Here is an 18,268-nt window from a genome sequence, read left to right on the forward strand (position 1 = left end):
CATGGTCTGGAGGCCCGAGGTCTCCCCGGCCACGCTGATTCTCACGCCGGCACCCTCGGGTTTCGCGACGGTGACCCCGATCGAACCCGCCATGCTGGGGAATATCCTGGCCCGTCACGACGATGCGGATGGCGGGTGGCTTACGATCGGCGACGCGGTTGGCGATCTCTTTCTTCGGCTTCTGGACCCTTCGGCCTTGCAACGCCCCGCCGTGCTGCTGCCGCTGGACGCTGCCGGCGAGCTTCGTCTCGACGTGGCGTTGCGCTTTTTCCGGCATCTGCGTGGCAGCCGCGTTGCCCTGCTTCCACGCGCGCTCCAGCTCACGCCGCTCCAGCGTGCGCGGCAGATTCAGCTTCTGATCGCCTTCGACATTCAGGAAATTGGTGGCGGCCCACGTGAGGTCGCCATAGCCGCCGGCCGTTCATGGCAGGCGATTTTACCTTCCATCGAGTGGAAGAACACTGCGGCGCGGCGCTTTGCGGATCGCCTGATTCAGGACGCAGAGAACCGGGTAAACGGCGGTTACCTGGATTTCTTACACGGCAAATAGCATCAGCCGTTTTTCGCTCTCCTGCGCTGTTTCCCTCCATTTTTTCGACGCTGGCCTGCGCCCGGCTGCGCACGGTAACTCTTGCGCGCGTCATGGTCCGCCGAAGGTGGACACTGAGTCTGAAAAATCTTCGTCCACCCCCAACGCCTGCTTTCTTCGCCACCGTCATCCCGATCCGCCGCGACTTCGCCGCGACGCTTCAAAACCGGACGGAGGCATATCATGCTCAACAGACCCACGCCCTCACCGGCGCGCTATCTGCGCACCCATGAGGCTGCGCAAATTCTCGGACTTTCGCCGCGCACACTGGAAAAATATCGCTGCCACGGTACAGGACCGACGTTCCGCAAGCTTGGTGGTCGCGTCGTCTATCTGATCGATGACCTCGACGTATGGGCAGCCGCCGGTGCGTGCAAATCCACCTCCGACCCGAATTATGACGCGGCGCGTGCCGCCGGGCATGACCCACGATGAATGCCGCGCCGGGTATTCCGCGTTCCAGGCGCGCAAGCGAACGCAACAGGCTCGACCCGTTCGTGGTCTCCGGCGGGGATGCCAGCCCGCGCGATCAGCGCGACCTGATGGAGCGACCGTTCTTCTCGCTCGCGAAGACAAAGCGCACGGTGCCGATCTTCTATGAAGCCGGTGACGTCCGTGTCGAAGTCTTCGGCATGCCCGACCATGGCATGGCGACGATCTGGGACGCCGATGTGCTGATCTGGGCCGCCAGCCAGATCGTCGAGGCGGAAAATCTTGGTCTTACGACATCGCGCTTCCTGCGCTTCACGCCCTATCAGCTTCTGAGCAGTATCGGGCGTCAGACGGGAGCGCGGGATTATGGGCTACTCAAGGCGGCACTGACCCGGCTCCAGTCCACCGTGGTCGCCACTACGATCCGCAACGGCCAGAACTGGCGCCGTCAGCAGTTCTCCTGGATCACCGAATGGGAGATCTGTGCCAGCCAGACGGGCCGCGCCGCTGGTGTCGAGATCGTCATTCCCGAATGGTTCTATCGCGGCGTGATCGACCGCTCGCTCGTGCTTGCCATCGACCCGGCCTATTTCCGCCTCACCGGCGGCATCGAACGCTGGCTCTATCGCATCGCCCGCAAGCATGCTGGCCGCCAGCGTGCGGGCTGGACCTTCGAGATCGCCCATCTGCATGCGAAATCCGGCAGCCTGGTGCGTGTCTCGGATTTCGCCATCCAGATCCGGCATATCGCCGCCCGCCAGTCGTTGCCCGGCTATCGCCTGGGCATCGAGCGCGACGGCGCGCGCGAATTGCTCCGCATCCTGCCGGCCGACTTATCCACAATTCCTGTGGATAACCATGTGAATGGTATCGGGATTTCACACGCAACCCTTATCGGGACATCACACGCAGGACTATCGGGACTTCGCACGCACGAATCGCAGCTAAGTCTTTGGCCTGAAACGGCGATTCCGGCCCTTAACTTATCTAACTTAGAATCTAACTCTTATGTTGATGGGGCGGGCCGCCTTGCGGATAACGGCCCTGGTCCCTCCGTTTCCGGCCCAAAAGCACGCGGAGACGGGCCATGATCGTGGCCCTCCTCAACCAGAAGGGCGGCGTCGGCAAGACGACGCTGGCGCTGCATCTCGCGGGCCAATGGGCTCGGGAAGGCCGGCGCGTGACGGTCATCGATGCCGACCCGCAGGGCTCGGCGCTGGACTGGTCGGCGCAGCGCGCACGGGAGGGACTGCCCCGCCTGTTCGGCGTGATCGGCCTGGCGCGCGACACGCTGCATCACGAGGCGCCGGAACTGGCTCAGGGGGTGGATCACGTCGTCATCGACGGTCCGCCTCGGGTGGCGGCGCTGCTGCGCTCCGCCCTGCTGGCGGCCGATCTGGTGCTGATCCCGGTGCAGCCTTCGCCGTTCGACGGCTGGGCCTCGGCCGAAATGCTGCGGCTGCTGGCGGAAGCGCGGCTCTTCCGTCCCGGTCTGCTGGCCCGTTTCGTGCTGAACCGCTGCGCCGCGCGCACGGTGATCGCCCGCGAAACCCGGCTGGCGCTGGTGGGGCATGAGCCGGCGGCGCTGGCAGCGCGGATCGGCCAGCGGGTCGCGTTCGCCGACATGGCGCGCACCGGCCGCTTGGTCTGCGACTTGCGCCCGCAGGGGATTGCCGCCCGCGAAATCGCCGCACTGACAGCCGAGATTGGGGGGCTGGTGTCATGACCCTGCTGACCGGCGACAGCGCGCTCCTGATGCCCTGGCACGGCCCCTACGACATGATCCTGGTCGATCCCCCCTATGGCGATACGTCGCTCGCATGGGACCGGCGCATAGCGGATTGGCCCGGCAAGGCGCTCGCTGCCCTGAAACCCAGCGGCTCGCTCTGGGTTTTCGGCTCCCTGCGGAGTTTCCTTGCATCCAACGCGGCATTTCGGAATGCGGGCTGGAAATATGCCCAGGAACTGGTCTGGGAGAAGCAGAACGGTTCCAGCTTCCATGCCGATCGGTTCCGGCGCGTGCATGAACTGATCGTCCAGTTCTATCGCGACGATACGCCCTGGCGCGCCGTCTACAACGTGGTTCCGACCACGTCCGACGCACGGGCACGCACGGTACGACGGAAACACCGGCCGCCCCACATGGGTCGGATCGATGCCGGTCGTTACGTCAGCGAGGACGGTGGCCCGCGCCTGATGCGCTCCGTGATTCCGGTCCGTAATACGCATGGCCGGGCCATCCACCCGACCGAGAAGCCGGTGGCGTTGCTGGAGATCCTGATCCGCACGAGCTGCCCACCGGGTGGCCTGGTGGGCGACTGGTTCGCCGGCTCGGGGGCTGCTGGCGTCGCCTGTCGGCTCGCCGGTCGGCGCTATGTCGGCTGCGAGATCGATCCTGTCATGGCGCAGAAAGCGCGCGACCGTATCGCGTCCGTGCTGCCGCTCGGCGAGGGAATATCGCCATGACAGAGCGTCGCACGCTACCCGGCTTCGCGTCGCGCCCCGCCGACCCGGAACGCTGGGTCAAGGCGCCGGACAAGCCTGCGGCTGCCAACCACTTCACCGCCCGGCTGACCATCGACGTCACGCCGGCGCTGCGCGCCCGCATCAAGGTCGCGGCGTTCCAGCGCGGCATGACCGTCGCCGACATGCTGCGCGCGCTGCTCGCCCGTGAGTTCCCTGACAATCCCGGAGACGTGCCATGAACGGACGATTTTCTACGCCGCCGCATCGCCGCGCGGCGTCGCTGACCCATGTCGAACTGACCTGGATCGAGAAGCGTATCGAGCGCTGGTTGCGCTTCGGCCACCGCGTTGACGAACAGATCCTTGATGGTCGCCGCCGCATTTCCAGTTTCGCGCCGGGCAGCATCTTCGCCTTCGTTCGCTGGGCGTCGAACGATCTGGGAGCCACGGTCTCCCGCGTGGACATCGTACGGGCGGTGGAGGCAGGAAGCCCGTTCCAGACCCTCCCGTTTGTGCGTCCCGGTGGCGAAATCCTGCTGCGTGTCGATAGCTGGCCGAGGGTCGAGCGCGTACTCCGGGCGATCGACGTTATTGACGCGCTGGGCATCGACCCGGCGGATGCCGCACCCGAATACTGGCGGCATCTCCACCATCGCATCAGTGCCGGACATGAGCCCCGCAGCTACACGCGTGAGCAGCAGTCAGCATGGCTCAAGCGACGGCAGGTGACGTCATGACCCGGCGTGGCTGGTTCTTCGCCACCTATTTCGCGGTGCTCGGCGTGGGCATTTCACTGGCCGTGCATCCTATGCCCCGGCTGATCTGGAATGAGACGGCGAGCGTGCCAATCGGACTTTATCGGCTGCACACGGACCTTTCGCCGCATGTCGGCGATCTGGTCGCTGTCCGTCTGCCCGAGCGCGCGGCGACGCTGCTGGCGACGCGCGGCTACCTCCCTCTCGGTGTGCCCCTGCTCAAACCTGTAGCGGCCATCGCAGGGCAGTCCGTTTGCCGTACCGGACAACGCATCACCATCGACGGAAAATTCGCTGGCGACGCGCAATCCGTCGATCACCGTGGCCGCCCGCTGCCCGTCTGGCAGGGCTGCCAACACCTCGATCCCGGCCAGGTCTTCGTCATGAACCCGGCCGAACCACGCAGTCTCGACGGTCGATATTTCGGCGTGCTGTCCCTCTCCACCGTCATCGGCCGTGCCACCCCGGTCTGGCGTCCATCCGGGAGCGGCCAGGCCGTCGCCTCATCCTCCAATCCATCCTCGAAAGGACAATAAGATGGCACAGATCGGTCTTTTCACCCGCACCAAAACCGGCTTTGCCGGGCGCATCCGCACCCTCACCGTGACGCAGGATCTTATCCTCATTCCGGCCGATTTTTCTGATGCCGAACATGCTCCGGATTATCGCGTCCATCTCACCGACGCGGACGGCCCGGAGGTCGGCGCAGGCTGGAAACGCACCGGCGAGAGGGCTGGTGAATACATCGCCGTAGCCCTCGACGATCCCGCCTTCACGCAGCCGATCCGGGCCAATCTCTTCCGCACCGCCGACGACCGCGCGGTCTGGGTGCTGAACTGGACGCGCCCGTCAAAGCGCGCCGAACGGGGAGATTGAGACGATGCGACGCGCCTTCTTCCTCGCTGTCGGCATCACCGCGATCGGCGTATTGGCTGCTGCCGACCAGACACGGGCTGCGTCGGTTTCGACACTCGCCGGCACCGATCCTTTTGCTGCCCAGATCGCTGAGGCAGTCCGCCGTTTCGACGTTCCGACCGCCTGGATAAGGGCGGTGATGCGTGCTGAGAGCGGCGGCGACACCAGCGCGATTTCGTCAAAAGGCGCGGTCGGACTCATGCAGATCATGCCCACGACCTGGGCCAACCTGCGTGTCCGTTACGGGCTGGGAAGTGATCCATTCGATGTGCATGACAACATTCTCGCGGGTGCTGCGTACCTGCGCGAGATGCACGATCGCTACGGCTCACCGGGATTTCTCGCAGCCTATAATGCCGGACCGGGACGCTACGAGGACTTCCGCGATCGGCATCGCCCGTTGCCGCCCGAAACACTCGCCTATGTCGCCGGTCTTCTGCCTCTTCTCGGCCAGAACGGTGACACAATACCGCTTCTGGCGGTGCATCCCGATCCCCTGGCATGGAGGCGCGCGCCGATCTTTATCGCACTCGCGAACGATGCGTCTGCCAACATCACCGCACGCGATCTGTCGCCTATTGCACCGCACTCCGCTGGCCTGTTCGTGACGGTTTCTGACAGGGAGCCGGCACCATGACCATGCCGAATCCGCCTCTGCTTACCGCCCATTCGCAGCCGGTCGCAGGTCAGCGCATCATCGTGGTCTGGCGTGGTCCAGCGTTTCTCATGAGGGATCGTAGCAGGGATCAGGGGGCGCACTGGGTCTGGGCAAAGAAGAGGCGAGATAAAAGGGCGCACATTGCGCCTCGGTTGGGGTGTTGGTTTTCCAGCGTTTTTACCTTTCCTACACAATGTTTCTCTCTCTCCTCCAATGTTTTCCGACCCTACTTTTCCTTGTTGCACCGGCCTTTTTCGCACATTCGGGGCGCCAATGGCCCGCGAGAATGATTTCCAGCCCCGTCTGGGCCGCATCCGCTCGCCGCGCGCCCAGCGGCTCAAGCCCTTCGTCGCCCAGGCCCTCGCCTCGGCCCAGCGTGCCGGAGGCGGTGGGTTCCGATCGGGCCGCAGCGGCGGCGGTTCCCGCTCGTCCTTCGGGCGTGGCCGCGTCGCAGCAGCCAGGGCCAATCGTCTGCTGACCAGCCGTGCCCGCCGCGTGACCGTCAAGGCCCGTGTCGTGCGCCACAGCGGGCGCAAGGCGCCACTCGCCGCCCATCTGCGTTACCTGCGCCGGGAAGGGGTCACGAAGGACGGCGAAAAGGCGCGGCTCTTCGGTCCTGGCATCGACGATGCTGACCCGAAGGCGTTCGCCGAGCGCTGCGAGGACGACCGTCACCATTTCCGTTTCATCGTCTCACCCGAGGACGCGCCCGACATGGCCGACCTCAAGGGCTATGCCCGCGAGCTGGTCGGGCAGATGGAGAAAGACCTCGGCACAAAACTGGACTGGGTGGGGGTGGACCACTGGAACACCCAGCACCCCCATGTCCATATCCTCGTGCGCGGCGTGGCCGAAGATGGCAGCGATCTCGTGATCTCCCGCGATTACATCCGCGAGGGCCTGCGCGCCCGCGCCCAGGATCTGGTGACGCAGGAACTCGGGCCGCGCAATGACGTCGAAATTCACCGCGCACTCGAACGCCAGGTCGATGCCGAGCACTGGACCCAGCTTGACCGGCAACTTGCCCGCGACGCGGGCCGCAACGGCATCATCGACATGGCGCCAGCGCCGGATCGGCAGCCTGATCCGTTCGAGGCCCTGAAGGTCGGGCGCCTGCGCAGCCTGGAAGGGCTTGGCCTCGCCCATCAGGTCGGTCAGGGACAATGGATGCTGGATGAATCCGCCGAGGTGACGCTCCGCGAACTCGGGGAGCGCGGCGACATCATCAAGCGTATCCACCGCTCCCTGACCGAGCGCGGCATCGAGCGGAGCGCGTCGAGCTATGTGCTGGGGGGTGAAAGCCTTGATGTTCCCGTCATCGGCAGGCTGGTCGATCGCGGGCTGGACGATGAACTGAAAGGCACTGCCTACGCCGTCATCGACGGGGTGGATGGCCGCACGCATCATATCCGCTTTCCCGATCTCGATGCGACCGGTGATGGCAGCATGGGATCGGTTGTGGAGCTTCGCGCCTTCGATGACAGGAAAGGGCAGCGTCGCGTTGCTCTGGCTGTTCGTTCTGACCTGTCGATTGAGGATCAGGTGACGGCGCGAGGGGCCACCTGGCTCGACCGGCAAGCAGTGGCGCGCGATCCCGCGGCGCTAGGCCAGAGTGGCTTCGGTGCCGAAGTGCGCGAGGCGATGGAGCGGCGGACCGAGCAACTGATTGAGCAGGGTCTTGCCGAACGTCGGACGCAGGGGGTGGTCCTTGCGCGCAACCTGATCGGGAAACTCAGGGACCGCGAGGTCCGGGAAGTCGGAGAGCAGCTCGCCGGCGAGACAGGCCGGGCGTTCAGCCAGTCGGCCTCGGGTGAGTATGTCACCGGCACGTATCGTCAACGCATGACGTTGGCCTCCGGCCGCTATGCGATGATCGATGATGGGCTCCAGTTCCAGCTTGTACCATGGACTCCGTCGCTGGAGAAGCAGCGGGGCCAGCACGTCTCCGGCGTCGCACGCGACGATGGCGGGATCGACTGGAGCTTCACCCGGAACCGGGGGCTCGGGCTATAGTCGTCGTGGCGATAAGGACAGTTAAATTCCCCTGGATTGAAGATAGACCCGCCGAGGGAAAGGAAGTTGCCGACGCTCGGTTCGTCAGTGGATATAGAGAATGATGAACGACCGACACGGCCAATATGTCGGGAAAGCAGCCAATCGGAAATCGGCAATGACACTGCACAATCCGGCGACAGGAACGGCCCATCGGGCGAAAGGGAATTGACAATATTCTATATATCCACGAGTAAGGATATATGGATACCGAATCGACCCTGTTGGCCCTGAGCGCACTGTCGCAATCCACGCGGTTGGAGATATTCCGCCTGCTGGTGCGCCATGAACCGAACGGGCTGCCGGCCGGAGACGTCGCGCGGCATCTCGATGTCCCGCAGAACACGATCTCGGCCCACCTCGCCACTCTGACCCGTGCCGGCCTGCTGACCTCGCAGCGCCATAGCCGTGTGATTGTCTATCGTGCCTGCCTACCGCGCCTGCGGGAACTGATGCTGTTTCTCGTCAAGGACTGCTGCGGGCAAAGCCCTGAACTTTGTGAGCCACTGGTTGCAGAACTGTCGTCCTGCTGCCCATCCGAGTGAACCCCCCAATGACCGATCGCGTCTTCAATGTGTTGTTTCTGTGTACGGGTAATTCCGCACGTTCGATTTTGGCCGAGAGCATCCTTCGCAAGGATGGTGCTGGCCATTTCAGGGTCTTCTCCGCCGGTAGCCATCCCAAGGGGCAGGTCAATCCTCTCGCCTTGAAAGTGCTGGCGAGCTTCGACTACCCGACCGAGGGACTGCGTTCCAAGCCCTGGGATGAGTTTGCTGTTGCGAACGCTCCCGTTATGGATTTCGTTTTTACCGTCTGCGATGACGCTGCTGGAGAAGTCTGTCCGGTATGGCCGGGGAAACCCATCACGGCCCATTGGGGCATTCCCGATCCGAGTAATGTTTCGGGAACCGATGCCGACCGGGAGCGAGCGTTCGTCTCGGCGTTCAAGGGTCTGAAGAATCGTATTTCCCTGCTTGTCGCATTGCCGCTGGCCAAGCTTGAGACTGCCAGTTTGGTGACGAAATTGCGCGACATTGGCACCGAGCCAACTGGCGTCACAATCTATCATAACCCGAATTGCGGCACATCGCGCAATACGCTTGCCCTGATCCGAAATGCGGGGATCGAGCCAACCATCATCGAATATCTCAAAACACCGCCATCGCGCGCCGAACTGGTCAGTCTGATCACGCGCATGGGGATCTCGGTTCGCGATCTCCTGCGGCGCAAGGGCACGCCCTATGATGAGCTTGGCCTCGATAATCCGGCCCTGAGCGATGACGACCTAATCGACGCCATGATGGCGCATCCAATCCTGATCAACCGGCCCATCGTCGTCACCCCGCTGGGTGCGGCACTCTGCCGTCCGTCCGAGGCAGTTCTGGACATCCTGCCCAACCCGCAGCGAGGCGCTTTCGTCAAAGAAGACGGCGAGAAGATCGTCGATGAATCCGGCAAGCGGATCGTCTGATGCTGGCGCTTCTGATTTTCGTTGTCACGCTCGTTTTTGTCATCTGGCAGCCTCGGGGGCTGGGTATCGGCTGGAGCGCAATGGCAGGTGCCGCCGTGGCCCTGGCGGCTGGTGTGATCCACTGGCACGACATTCCTGTCGTGTGGCACATCGTCTGGGACGCGACCTTCACCTTCATCGCGCTGATCGTCATCTCGCTGTTGCTGGATGAGGCCGGATTCTTCCATTGGGCCGCCCTGCACGTCGTGCGCTGGGGCAAAGGGCGAGGCCGTACGCTGTTCCCGCTGATCGTGGTGCTGGGAGCGGCCATTGCGGCTGTGTTCGCCAATGACGGCGCGGCCCTGCTGCTGACGCCCATCGTCATCGCCATCCTCACGCAGCTTCGCCTCAGTCCTGCTGCGGCGCTGGCCTTTATTATCGCCACTGGCTTCGTCGCGGATACCACCAGCCTGCCGCTCGTCATCTCCAACCTGGTGAACATCGTCAGCGCCAATTTCTTTGGCATTGCGTTCGATCGCTATGCCGCGATCATGGTCCCTGTCGATCTGGTAGCACTTGGTGCAACGCTGGCCGTCTTGTGGCTGTGGTACCGGCGGCAGGTGCCTGCGACCTATCCCGTCGCCGAACTGCCCGCACCTGCCACGGCCATTCGTGACCCCCATGTGTTCCGGGCGGCATTTCCGCTACTGGCCCTCGTACTGGCGGCCTATTTCCTGACCGCGCCGTTTCATATCCCGGTCTGTGTCGTAGCCTGCCTGGCCGCCGGAACCCTGTTGCTCGTCGCCGGGTATGGCCGGGTGATCCCTGTTCGCAAGGTGCTGCGGGGTGCCCCGTGGCAGATCGTGATCTTCTCCCTGGGCATGTATCTGGTGGTCTACGGGCTGCGCAATGCCGGGCTGACTGACTACCTTGCGACCGCACTGGTCTGGCTCGGTCATCAAGGGACGTTCACGGCCACCATCGGCACCGGCTTTCTGGCGGCTGTTCTGTCGTCCATCATGAACAATATGCCGAGTGTGCTGGTCGGGGCGCTGGCGATCCAGCAGGCTCACGACATCACGCCGCTGACACGCGACCTGATGATCTATGCCAACGTCATCGGCTGCGACCTCGGGCCAAAATTCACGCCGATTGGTAGTCTCGCAACACTGCTGTGGCTGCATGTGCTGGCATCCAAGAACCATCGGGTCACATGGGGGCAGTATATGAAAGTTGGACTGGCGATTACGCCGCCCGTCCTGCTGGCAACACTCGCGGCGCTGGCCCTGTGGCTGCCCCTGATCAGCCACCCGTAATACAAGAAAGGACCGATATATATGACCGCTCCTGACCTGCCAGCCCTGCACCCCGAATATCTTGAACGGGTCGATCTCGCGCGGCTCGAACCGCAACCGCGTGTGGACCATCCGCCGCGTATCCTGCTGCTCTACGGCTCTTTGCGTCCCCGATCCTTCAGTCGGTTGCTGGTGCTTGAGGCGGAACGCATCCTGAAGGTGCTGGGGGCCGAGACACGGGTGTTCGACCCGACCGGCCTGCCGATAGCGGATTCCGTGCCTGCCACGCATCCGAAAGTGCAGGAACTGCGGGAACTGTCGATCTGGTCGGAAGGCCAGGTCTGGTGCAGCCCCGAACGGCACGGCAACATAACCGCTGTGTTCAAAAACCAGATCGACTGGTTGCCATTGTCCGAAGGCTCGATCCGTCCGACGCAGGGCCGCACGCTGGCGGTCATGCAGGTCTCAGGCGGATCGCAAAGCTTCAATTCCGTCAATGCCCTGCGGGTTCTGGGCCGATGGATGCGGATGTTCACCATCCCCAACCAGTCCAGCGTGCCAATGGCCTATACGCAGTTCGGTGACGATGACCGCATGAAGCCGTCCCCCCTCTATGACCGGATGGTAGATGTCATGGAGGAACTGATGAAGTTCACATGGCTGCTGCGCGACCGGGCCGACTACCTCGTGGACCGCTATAGCGAACGGAAGACGGAATTCCGTCTCCCGGAAAGCCTGTGAGCCGGGCAATGGGCGAGCAGTTCGATGTCGTGATCGTGGGGGGCGGTCAGGCGGCCCTCGCCGCGTCGTATTTTCTACGACGGACCGGACTGCGTTACGTCATTCTCGATAACGGGACCCAGGCAGGTGGTGCATGGGTGCATGGCTGGGACTCCCTGCATCTGTTCTCGCCCGCGTCCTACAGTTCTCTCCCCGGCTGGCCGATGCCCGACACGCCGGATGGCAGCTACCCCACCCGCGACGAGGTGCTTGACTATCTGCACCGCTACGAAGCGCGCTATGCGCCGCCGATCCACCGCCCCGTAATGGTCGGACGTGTGGAACGCACTGACCAGAAATTCCTGAATGTCAGCACCAGCGTGGGTGATTTCCTAAGCCGCGCGGTCATCGGCGCCACCGGCACATGGTCTGCGCCCTTCATCCCCGATTATCCGGGCCAAGGGTTGTTTGCGGGAGCGCAAATCCACTCCTCCCATTACCACAACGCGGTACCCTTTGCCGGTCGCCGTGTGCTCGTGCTGGGCGGGGGCAACTCCGGTGCGCAGATTATGGCGGAACTGTCGCTTGTCGCCCAGGCAACATGGGTCACGCTGCATGATCCCGTCTTCCTGCCCGATGACGTGGACGGACGAGTCCTGTTCGAGCGGGCGACCGCTCGCGTTCTCGGCGGCCCGTCGGCCATGCCCACTGGCGGCTTTGGCGATATCGTCATGGTACCACCCGTGCGCGCCGCCAGGGAGCGAGGCGCGCTCCACGCGGTGCGCCCGTTTGTGCGGATGACGGCTACGGGCGTCGTCTGGCCCGATGGCCAGGAAGAGGCCATTGACGCGATCATCTGGTGTACCGGCTTCCGACCCGCGCTTGGTGCATTTGCGCCGCTCGACGTGATCGAGCCGGACGGGCTGATCCGCGTTGACGGCCAGCAGGCCATCAGGGAGCCACGTCTCTGGCTGCTGGGTTATGGCTCCTGGTGCGGCCCCGCATGCGCCACCCTGCTGGGGGCGGGCCGTGTCGCGAGATCCATGGTCCGGCAACTGGCGGCCTGGCTTGCGTCGCCAACACAGGATGTCCGTTTGTAGAAAACTTGAAGGTCTTCATTCTATGATCAGGATGAGGGCGGAAGACGGCATGGAGATAATGCCCTATTATATGCCGACACGTCTGCCATGTTTACCCACGCGACAGCCGCCATCCCTTCACGAGAGCATAGAGCGCCGGAATAACCAGCAGGGTCAGCACGGTCGACGAGACCATGCCGCCCACCATGGGGGCCGCGATCCGGCGCATGACCTCGGACCCGGTGCCGGCGCTCCACAGGATGGGCACAAGGCCCGCCATGATCGCCGTGACCGTCATCATTTTCGGCCGCACGCGCTCCACCGCGCCGTGCATGATCGCAGCCCTCAAGTCCGCGCGCGTCAGTGCGCGCCCTTCGGCCTGGGCCCTGCCGCTGACGTCTGCCAAGGCATTGTCGAGATAGATCAGCATGATCACGCCCGTCTCGGACGCGACACCCGCGAGGGCGATGAACCCCACCACGACAGCGACACTGACATTGTAGCCCAACCACCAGGTCAGCCAGATCCCACCGACCAGCGCAAACGGCACCGACAGCAGCACGATCAGCGTCTCCGTGATCCGTCCGAAATTGAGATAGAGCAGCACGAAGATCAGAACCAGCGTTGCCGGCACGACCAGCTTCAGCCGCGCCATGGCGTGCTGCATATATTCAAACTGGCCGCTCCACGCGACGCGGTATCCCTGCGGGAGCGTAACCCGCTCGCGCACGGCGCGGGCCGCGTCGTTGACGTAGCCGCCGATATCGCGTCCGTTCAGGTCCACATAGACATAGGCGACAAGCTGGGCATCCTCGGTGCGGATCGAGGGCGGTCCCCCGGTGAGACGGATCACCGCCACCTGCCCCAGCGGGATCATCGCCCCGCCCGGCGTCGGCAGCAGCACCTGTTCGGCGATCGCCTGCGGGTCATCGCGCAGGTCACGCGGGTAGCGGACGCTCACGCCGTAACGCTCGCGCCCTTCCACGGTCGTCGTGACCGTCTGGCCGCCGAGCGCCGTGGCCACCACCTGCATCACATCGTCGACCGACAGGCCATAGCGCGCGATCGCGTTCCGGTCGGGTATAATCTCCAGATAGTGGCCACCCTCCAGGCGCTCGGCAAACGCACTGGTGGTTCCGGGAATGGTGCGCACGACCTGCTCGACCTGTTCCGCAATTCTGGCGAGCTGTCCCAGATCCGGCCCGAACACCTTCACCCCCACCGGGGTACGAATCCCCGTGGCGAGCATGTCGATGCGGGCGCGGATCGGCTGCGTCCACGCGTTGCTCACCCCCGGCAGGTCAAGCGCCCGGTTCATGTCGGCCTTCAGTTGGTCCGGGGTCATGCCGGCCGGCCATTCGCTTTGCGGCTTGAGAGTGATCACCGTCTCGAACATTTCCGTGGGCGCCGGATCGGTGGCCGTCGCCGCGCGCCCGGCCTTGCCGAACACCGACTGGACCTCGGGAAAGCTCTTGATGATGCGGTCCTGACCCTGCAGCAGCTCGACCGCCTTGGTGACCGAGAGACCTGGCGGCGTGACCGGCATGTAGAGCCATGTCCCCTCGTTCAGATCGGGCATGAACTCGCTGCCCAGATGGGCCGCCGGATAGATCGTACCGGCGCCAATCCCGATCGCAAGGAGGACGAGCAGGACCGGTCCCCGCAGCACGACGCGGATTACGGGACGATAGAGCGCGATCAGCACGCGATTGATCGGATTACGCGCTTCGGGAAGGATGCGGCCGCGCACGAAGGCCAGCATCAGGACCGGCACCAGCGTCACCGCGAGCAGCGCGCCGCCCGCCATGGAAAAGGTCTTTGTGTATGCGAGCGGCTTGAACAATCGTCCTTCCTGCCCCTCCAGGGCGAACACCGGCAGGAAGGACACGGTGATGATCAGCAGGCTGAAGAACAGCGACGGCCCGACCTCGTTCGCCGCCGCCAGCAGCGCCGGGCCACGCGCTTCACCGGGCGCCAGCCGCTCCACGTGCTTGTGCGCATTTTCGATCATCACGATCGCCGCATCCACCATCGCCCCGAGCGCGATGGCGATGCCGCCCAGACTCATGATGTTCGACCCGACACCGATCATGTGCATGGCCAGGAAAGCGAACAGGACGCCGACAGGCAGGGTCACGATCGCGACCAGCGCACTGCGGACGTGCAGCAGGAAGACGACGCAGACGAAGGAGACGATGAGACTCTCCTCGATCAGCGTGTGCCGGAGCGTGGCGATGGCACGCAGGATCAGGGCCGAGCGATCATAGACCGGCACAATGGAAACGCCCGGCGGCAGGCTAGGCAGCAGCTCGGCGATCCGCTGCCTGACGCTCCGGATCGTCGTCAAGGCATCCGCTCCGTCGCGCTTGACGACGATGCCGCCGACCGCCTCTCCCACACCGTCCAGTTCCGCGATGCCGCGCCGCTCGTCGGGGCCGAGTTCGACGCGCGCGACGTCTCCCACCGTGACTGGCGTTCCGACGGCGTCGACCTTCAGCACGATCCGCTCCAGATCGCGGACATCGCGCACATAGCCCCGACCGCGCACCATATATTCCGTTTCGGTCAGCTCGATGGTGCGACCGCCGACATCCTGATTGCCCTGCCGCACCGCATCGCCCACGCGCGACAGCGGGATACCGTAGGCCTGGAGCTTCCGGGGATCGACGACGATCTGATATTGCCGTTCGAACCCGCCAATGGCGGCCACCTCGGCGACGCCGGACGCCTTGGTCAATTGAAAGCGGATCACCCAATCCTGCAGGCTGCGCAATTCCGCCAGCGTGCGCTGTTTACCCTGGACGACATATTCGTAGACCCAGCCGACACCGGTTGCATCCGGCCCCAGCGACGGCGTGACACCCGCGGGCAGGCGCTTCTGCGCGAAATTGAGATATTCCAGCACGCGCGAACGCGCCCAGTAGAGATCGGTACCGTCGTCGAAGACGACGTAGACGAACGACGTGCCGAACGTCGAAAAACCGCGCACCACTTTCGAATGCGGCACCGCCAGCAACGCCGTGGTCAAGGGATAGGTGACCTGATCCTCGACGACCTGCGGCGCCTGGCCGGGATAGTCGGTATAGACGATCACCTGCGTGTCCGAGAGATCGGGAATGGCATCGAGCGGCGTGTTCATCACCGCCCAGACACCAGCCCCCACGAGGAACAACGTTCCCAGTATCACCAGCAGCGGGTTACGCGCCGACACCGCAATGATTCTGGCAATCATCGACCGGCACTCCCTGCCCGGGCAGGCTTGCTGTCCGGCACGGTAAAGGCCTGTAGGGCGGCGCGCAGATTACTTTCGGAATCGATCAGAAAGTTGGCGCCGACCACCACGCTTTCCCCCGCCTTCAGGCCATCCAGGATCTGAGCCTCGTCATTGCCACGCGCGCCGACGCGCACCGAACGGGGTGCAAAACGGCCCTCCCCCGTTTCGACCAGCACAACCTGACGGGTGCCGCTGTCGATAACCGACGAGGACGGCACGACCAGCACCGGCCCCGCCATGGACGCAGGGACATCGATCGCGATATCGGCATACATGCCTGCCCGCAGCACACTATCCGCATTCGGCAACACGATCCGGATACGTCCGGTTCGCGTCTCGGTGGAGACGCTCGGATAGAGGAAATCGACGGTTCCGTCGAAGCGACGACCGGGAAAGGCGACAAGGCTGGCGTGCGCCTGCTGACCGACCCGCACCGCGCCCAGATCCTGCTCCTGCACTTCGGCAATCAGCCAGATCGGTGCGGTCGCCGCCGTCCGGTACAGCGGTTGATCCGGCCCGACGCGCGCGCCCTCCACCGCCATCTTTTCGGTCACGACCCCGTCCGCCGGCGCAACGACCGGGATGTGCCGCACGGCATGCCGGGTGCGTCGCAGCCGCGCGATTTCGGTCTCAGGCGCCCCAAGAGAGCGCAGGCGCTCCAGCGCGGCCGTTGCCATAGCCGGGTCCAAACTGGTGGCAATCAGATATTCCTGCTCGGATGCAACCAGATCCGGCGCGTAGATTTCGGCCATGACCTGGCCACGCCAGACAGGATCGCCTGTGGCAGCGATATCGAGATGCTCGACCCAGCCGCCGACCCTGCTTGTCACCAAGGCGATGCGCCGTTCATCGAACTGGGCAATGCCGGTGGCATGCACGCTGCGGTTCAGCACCGGCTGCACTGCGGCAACGGAAGTCCGCACGCCGAGGATCTGCAAACGACCGGGCGGCACAAAAACCGTTCCCGCATCCCGGATCTCGTTCTCATAGACAGGGAGGTACGCCATCCCCATGGCATCTTTCTTCGGCACCGGCGAAGTGTCGGGCAGCCCCATGGGATTGCGATAAAATAGCACCCGGCCACGATCCGCCGACCGGGCCGAGGGACCGGAGGATCGCGAGGACGCGGCACCAGACCCCTGTGACCCGTCAGCATAGACCGGAACATAATCCCGACCCTCCGACGTCTTCTTCGGATTGGCGGAATAGGCGGGCTTGCCGTCCGGATCCTGGTAATAGAGTGGCGTTCGGTCAGTCGCCGTCGCCGGTCCTGGCGTAGCGGTCGAAAGCGGGAGCAACGCCAGGACCAGGGACAGAAGACGCACCTTCACAGATCACCCCCGATCAGGCGCTCGATGGTGGCCAGTTCCGTCTGTTCGTCGGTCTCGGTCCGGAGAAGCTCCAGCTCGGTGTCGTGCATCTGATGTTCCGCCGCGATCGCTGCCGCGAGATCGCCATGCCCCTGGCTGTAGCTGGCCAGCGTCGTCCGCGAGAGCGCGTCCGCCTGCGGCATACGCTGGCGACGGAGGAGGCTCTCCACATCGCGCGCCGCCTTGAGGCGGGCCAAGGCTTCGGCCAAGGCTGCCTGGATGGTCGCCATCGTTCCGTCGCGACGGCGCTCGGCGGCATCAAGGCGCGCGGTCTGCGCGTCTTCGTCGGCGCGCTTGGCACCGAACTGCACGGGGATGCTCAGCGAGACCATGGCGCTGAATCCCGTCGGGGCATTGGTCTGCACGACCGGGCCGCCGCCGACCGTCACATCGGGATACCAGGCCCGCTCGGCCAGCCGTCTCCGGCTTTCCGCCTCGTCGATTGCCGCGCTGTTCGCATGGACGGCGCCATTCCCGCTGCGCGCCCGGTCGAGCAAGCTCTCCACGCGCGGCAGAACCGCTGGGATCGGACGTAGCCGCATGGGCTCGGCCAATGGGGCGCCCGGGGGGCGGGCCAGCAGCGCATTCAGTTGGGCGGCGGCGGACTCTCGCTCGGCCTCCAGCCGGCTCGCCTCGATGACGGTGTTCGTCTCCTCCTCCTGGGCCTGGATCACGCCCGATTGGGCACCGTCGCCCTGGCCGTAGCGCACCATGGTCGCCTGCCGCATCTTGCGGGCGAGCGTCTGGATCTGCCGGTTGACCACCAGCGCGCGGGTAAAAGCGTAATAGCGCGCGAAGGCAATTTTGATCTGCGCGTCGAGTTCGTCCTGGGCGGCCCGCTCCCGGCCGCGCGCCGCGTCCACCTCGGACAGCGCCGCACGATGACGCAGATCCCGCTTTCCCCAGAGCGGGAAAGTTTGCGAGATCGTGATGAAGTTCATGCTGAACAGGCCGCCGGAGTGATAATTCTGGTAATTCTCCGTCAGCACCGGATCGTCCAGCGCACCGGCCGCTTCCGCCTGGGCCGCAGCGGCGGTCGTATCGAGTCCGGCGGCCCGCACCGCGGGGTTCAGGCGCTCGCCGAGCGCGAGCAGGCTCTCTACGGTGGCACCCGGCGGCCCTTCAGCCGCACGAGCAGCCCCGGATGAAACGATAAGAGCAGCCGCAGCCAGGAGCAGGCGCCCCGCCGCGTCACGGTTCCGCCGGGTTGCCAT

At 64.5% G+C, this 18,268-nt stretch carries 19 protein-coding genes and 1 pseudogene; 17 read left to right on the forward strand and 3 right to left on the reverse strand.

The annotated features are described in order from the left end of the window. Nucleotide 1: 1 nt before the first annotated feature. From EMQ_RS09150 to EMQ_RS09225, 17 genes and pseudogenes are all read left to right on the forward strand, one after another. Nucleotides 2-550: a DUF2285 domain-containing protein gene (locus EMQ_RS09150; protein WP_018308127.1), complete on the forward strand. Its 549-nt coding sequence runs from the start codon at nt 2-4 to the stop codon at nt 548-550. 222 nt (nt 551-772) lie between these two features. Continuing rightward, nucleotides 773-1,024, forward strand: coding sequence for a helix-turn-helix transcriptional regulator (locus tag EMQ_RS09155; RefSeq protein ID WP_010668883.1), 252 nt, complete (start codon nt 773-775; stop codon nt 1,022-1,024). Further along, nucleotides 1,021-2,112 carry a replication initiator protein A gene (locus EMQ_RS09160; protein ID WP_018308126.1) on the forward strand — a complete coding sequence of 364 codons (1,092 nt, stop codon included), beginning with the start codon at nt 1,021-1,023 and terminating at the stop codon, nt 2,110-2,112. The genes EMQ_RS09155 and EMQ_RS09160 overlap by 4 nt, the downstream gene beginning before the upstream one ends. Further along, a complete protein-coding gene (gene parA / locus EMQ_RS09165) occupies nt 2,109-2,747 on the forward strand; it encodes a ParA family partition ATPase (protein WP_018308125.1) in 639 nt (212 codons plus the stop codon). Before EMQ_RS09160 ends, parA begins: the two co-directional genes overlap by 4 nt. Nucleotides 2,748-2,776: 29 nt before the next feature. Further along, a complete protein-coding gene (locus EMQ_RS09170) occupies nt 2,777-3,487 on the forward strand; it encodes a site-specific DNA-methyltransferase (RefSeq protein ID WP_231367965.1) in 711 nt (236 codons plus the stop codon). Further along, on the forward strand, nt 3,484-3,726 hold the full coding sequence (locus tag EMQ_RS09175; RefSeq protein WP_018308123.1) for a ribbon-helix-helix protein: 243 nt from the start codon (nt 3,484-3,486) through the stop codon (nt 3,724-3,726). The genes EMQ_RS09170 and EMQ_RS09175 overlap by 4 nt, the downstream gene beginning before the upstream one ends. Next, nucleotides 3,723-4,223, forward strand: a complete 501-nt coding sequence (locus EMQ_RS09180; protein WP_018308122.1) for a DUF2840 domain-containing protein — start codon at nt 3,723-3,725, stop codon at nt 4,221-4,223. The genes EMQ_RS09175 and EMQ_RS09180 overlap by 4 nt, the downstream gene beginning before the upstream one ends. Beyond that, on the forward strand, nt 4,220-4,777 hold the full coding sequence (locus EMQ_RS09185) for a S26 family signal peptidase (RefSeq protein WP_010666222.1): 558 nt from the start codon (nt 4,220-4,222) through the stop codon (nt 4,775-4,777). Before EMQ_RS09180 ends, EMQ_RS09185 begins: the two co-directional genes overlap by 4 nt. Before the next feature lies 1 nt (nt 4,778). Continuing rightward, nucleotides 4,779-5,117, forward strand: coding sequence for a DUF736 domain-containing protein (locus EMQ_RS09190; protein WP_010666221.1), 339 nt, complete (start codon nt 4,779-4,781; stop codon nt 5,115-5,117). A 4-nt stretch (nt 5,118-5,121) separates the two neighbouring features. After that, a complete protein-coding gene (locus tag EMQ_RS09195) occupies nt 5,122-5,793 on the forward strand; it encodes a lytic transglycosylase domain-containing protein (RefSeq protein WP_010666220.1) in 672 nt (223 codons plus the stop codon). A 294-nt stretch (nt 5,794-6,087) separates the two neighbouring features. Next, the gene (locus EMQ_RS09200; RefSeq protein WP_010666219.1) at nt 6,088-7,827 is read left to right on the forward strand and encodes a relaxase/mobilization nuclease domain-containing protein; all 1,740 of its coding nucleotides are present in this window, start codon (nt 6,088-6,090) and stop codon (nt 7,825-7,827) included. Nucleotides 7,828-8,069: 242 nt separating this feature from the next. Further along, nucleotides 8,070-8,411 (forward strand): ArsR/SmtB family transcription factor, encoded by a 342-nt coding sequence (locus tag EMQ_RS09205; RefSeq protein ID WP_018308121.1) that lies wholly within the window; start codon nt 8,070-8,072, stop codon nt 8,409-8,411. Nucleotides 8,412-8,419: 8 nt separating this feature from the next. Further along, a pseudogene (locus EMQ_RS17460) lies at nt 8,420-8,710 on the forward strand (arsenate reductase ArsC); the annotation flags it as partial. Between the two features lie 189 nt (nt 8,711-8,899). Beyond that, complete coding sequence (arsC, locus tag EMQ_RS17160; RefSeq protein ID WP_029604264.1) at nt 8,900-9,337, forward strand: arsenate reductase (glutaredoxin); 438 nt, start codon at nt 8,900-8,902, stop codon at nt 9,335-9,337. After that, nucleotides 9,337-10,632, forward strand: a complete 1,296-nt coding sequence (locus tag EMQ_RS09215; protein ID WP_018308119.1) for an arsenic transporter — start codon at nt 9,337-9,339, stop codon at nt 10,630-10,632. Before arsC ends, EMQ_RS09215 begins: the two co-directional genes overlap by 1 nt. 21 nt (nt 10,633-10,653) lie before the next feature. Beyond that, complete coding sequence (gene arsH / locus EMQ_RS09220) at nt 10,654-11,352, forward strand: arsenical resistance protein ArsH (protein ID WP_018308118.1); 699 nt, start codon at nt 10,654-10,656, stop codon at nt 11,350-11,352. Between the two features lie 8 nt (nt 11,353-11,360). Beyond that, entirely contained in the window at nt 11,361-12,431 is a 1,071-nt protein-coding gene (locus tag EMQ_RS09225; RefSeq protein ID WP_018308117.1) for an ArsO family NAD(P)H-dependent flavin-containing monooxygenase, read from the forward strand. Between the two features lie 91 nt (nt 12,432-12,522). On the opposite strand, the gene EMQ_RS09230 is transcribed toward EMQ_RS09225, so the two are convergent. The 3 genes from EMQ_RS09230 to EMQ_RS09240 are packed head-to-tail and all read right to left on the reverse strand — an operon-like array spanning nt 12,523 to nt 18,268. Further along, nucleotides 12,523-15,642, reverse strand: coding sequence for an efflux RND transporter permease subunit (locus tag EMQ_RS09230; RefSeq protein ID WP_018308116.1), 3,120 nt, complete (start codon nt 15,640-15,642; stop codon nt 12,523-12,525). Next, complete coding sequence (locus tag EMQ_RS09235; protein WP_231367964.1) at nt 15,639-17,009, reverse strand: efflux RND transporter periplasmic adaptor subunit; 1,371 nt, start codon at nt 17,007-17,009, stop codon at nt 15,639-15,641. The genes EMQ_RS09230 and EMQ_RS09235 overlap by 4 nt, the downstream gene beginning before the upstream one ends. Nucleotides 17,010-17,011: 2 nt before the next feature. Next, the gene (locus tag EMQ_RS09240) at nt 17,012-18,268 is read right to left on the reverse strand and encodes a TolC family protein (protein WP_010667678.1); all 1,257 of its coding nucleotides are present in this window, start codon (nt 18,266-18,268) and stop codon (nt 17,012-17,014) included.

This window comes from Acetobacter aceti NBRC 14818, assembly GCF_000193495.2.
GTDB classification, from domain to species: domain Bacteria; phylum Pseudomonadota; class Alphaproteobacteria; order Acetobacterales; family Acetobacteraceae; genus Acetobacter; species Acetobacter aceti.

Excerpts from the sequence above, each read along its gene's own strand:
- EMQ_RS09150 (WP_018308127.1), top strand. The coding sequence starts at position 2 with ATGGTCTGGAGGCCCGAGGTCTCCCCGGCCACGCTGATTCTCACGCCG.
- EMQ_RS09155 (WP_010668883.1), top strand. The coding sequence starts at position 773 with ATGCTCAACAGACCCACGCCCTCACCGGCGCGCTATCTGCGCACCCAT.
- EMQ_RS09160 (WP_018308126.1), top strand. The coding sequence starts at position 1,021 with ATGAATGCCGCGCCGGGTATTCCGCGTTCCAGGCGCGCAAGCGAACGC.
- parA (WP_018308125.1), top strand. The coding sequence starts at position 2,109 with ATGATCGTGGCCCTCCTCAACCAGAAGGGCGGCGTCGGCAAGACGACG.
- EMQ_RS09170 (WP_231367965.1), top strand. The coding sequence starts at position 2,777 with ATGCCCTGGCACGGCCCCTACGACATGATCCTGGTCGATCCCCCCTAT.
- EMQ_RS09175 (WP_018308123.1), top strand. The coding sequence starts at position 3,484 with ATGACAGAGCGTCGCACGCTACCCGGCTTCGCGTCGCGCCCCGCCGAC.
- EMQ_RS09180 (WP_018308122.1), top strand. The coding sequence starts at position 3,723 with ATGAACGGACGATTTTCTACGCCGCCGCATCGCCGCGCGGCGTCGCTG.
- EMQ_RS09185 (WP_010666222.1), top strand. The coding sequence starts at position 4,220 with ATGACCCGGCGTGGCTGGTTCTTCGCCACCTATTTCGCGGTGCTCGGC.
- EMQ_RS09190 (WP_010666221.1), top strand. The coding sequence starts at position 4,779 with ATGGCACAGATCGGTCTTTTCACCCGCACCAAAACCGGCTTTGCCGGG.
- EMQ_RS09195 (WP_010666220.1), top strand. The coding sequence starts at position 5,122 with ATGCGACGCGCCTTCTTCCTCGCTGTCGGCATCACCGCGATCGGCGTA.
- EMQ_RS09200 (WP_010666219.1), top strand. The coding sequence starts at position 6,088 with ATGGCCCGCGAGAATGATTTCCAGCCCCGTCTGGGCCGCATCCGCTCG.
- EMQ_RS09205 (WP_018308121.1), top strand. The coding sequence starts at position 8,070 with ATGGATACCGAATCGACCCTGTTGGCCCTGAGCGCACTGTCGCAATCC.
- EMQ_RS09215 (WP_018308119.1), top strand. The coding sequence starts at position 9,337 with ATGCTGGCGCTTCTGATTTTCGTTGTCACGCTCGTTTTTGTCATCTGG.
- arsH (WP_018308118.1), top strand. The coding sequence starts at position 10,654 with ATGACCGCTCCTGACCTGCCAGCCCTGCACCCCGAATATCTTGAACGG.
- EMQ_RS09225 (WP_018308117.1), top strand. The coding sequence starts at position 11,361 with ATGGGCGAGCAGTTCGATGTCGTGATCGTGGGGGGCGGTCAGGCGGCC.
- EMQ_RS09230 (WP_018308116.1), bottom strand. The coding sequence starts at position 15,642 with ATGATTGCCAGAATCATTGCGGTGTCGGCGCGTAACCCGCTGCTGGTG.
- EMQ_RS09240 (WP_010667678.1), bottom strand. The coding sequence starts at position 18,268 with ATGGCAACCCGGCGGAACCGTGACGCGGCGGGGCGCCTGCTCCTGGCT.